Origin of the sequence: Streptococcus sp. CF7_Ac1-12 (assembly GCF_024295905.1) — a bacterium.
In the GTDB taxonomy this organism is placed as follows: domain Bacteria; phylum Bacillota; class Bacilli; order Lactobacillales; family Streptococcaceae; genus Streptococcus; species Streptococcus mitis_AP.
This window is the reverse complement of sequence record NZ_JANCPG010000042.1, coordinates 1-537: the sequence shown is the minus strand read 5'-3', so window position 1 is coordinate 537 and position 537 is coordinate 1. Positions and strand designations below refer to the sequence as shown.

The following is a 537-nucleotide window of genomic DNA, read 5'->3' as shown; positions in this document are numbered from 1 at the left end:
CTTTCTTAGGAAGTTTGTCATTTGGTACTTCACCTGAACCATTGTCGCCAATTGTCACTGTAATCGTAATTGGATTTCCATCTTTATCTTCACCTGGGATTTCTACCTTAGTTCCTGGTGGATATGTTGAGCCATCTGGTTTCTTAGGCGTTACAATCGCATCTCCATTTGGTTTCTGAGTAATTTCAATCTCAACTGGTTGTTCTGTTGTTGGAGCACCTGGGATTATCTTACTTGGTGTCTCTACATTAGGAACTTCTTCAGTTGATTTTCCTGGTTCTGTAATCTTACCTGTACCTGGAACTTTACCGTCTGGTAATTCGCTGTTTGGTACTTTACCTTTACCATCTTCACCGATTGTAACAGTGATTGGGTTTCCATCTTTACCTGGGATTTCTACCTTAGTTCCTGGTGGGTATGTTGAGCCATCTGGTTTCTTCGGTGTTACTGTTACATCACCTGTCTTAGGATCTTGTTCGACATCTAATGTTGGTGTCTTACGGGCTGGTGTTTCTACATTAGGAACTTCTTCAGTTG

1 pseudogene is annotated in these 537 nt (G+C 41.3%); it reads right to left on the bottom strand.

From position 1 onward, the window contains the following. Nucleotides 1–537: pseudogene (locus tag NMM17_RS09610) on the bottom strand (hypothetical protein); the annotation flags it as partial.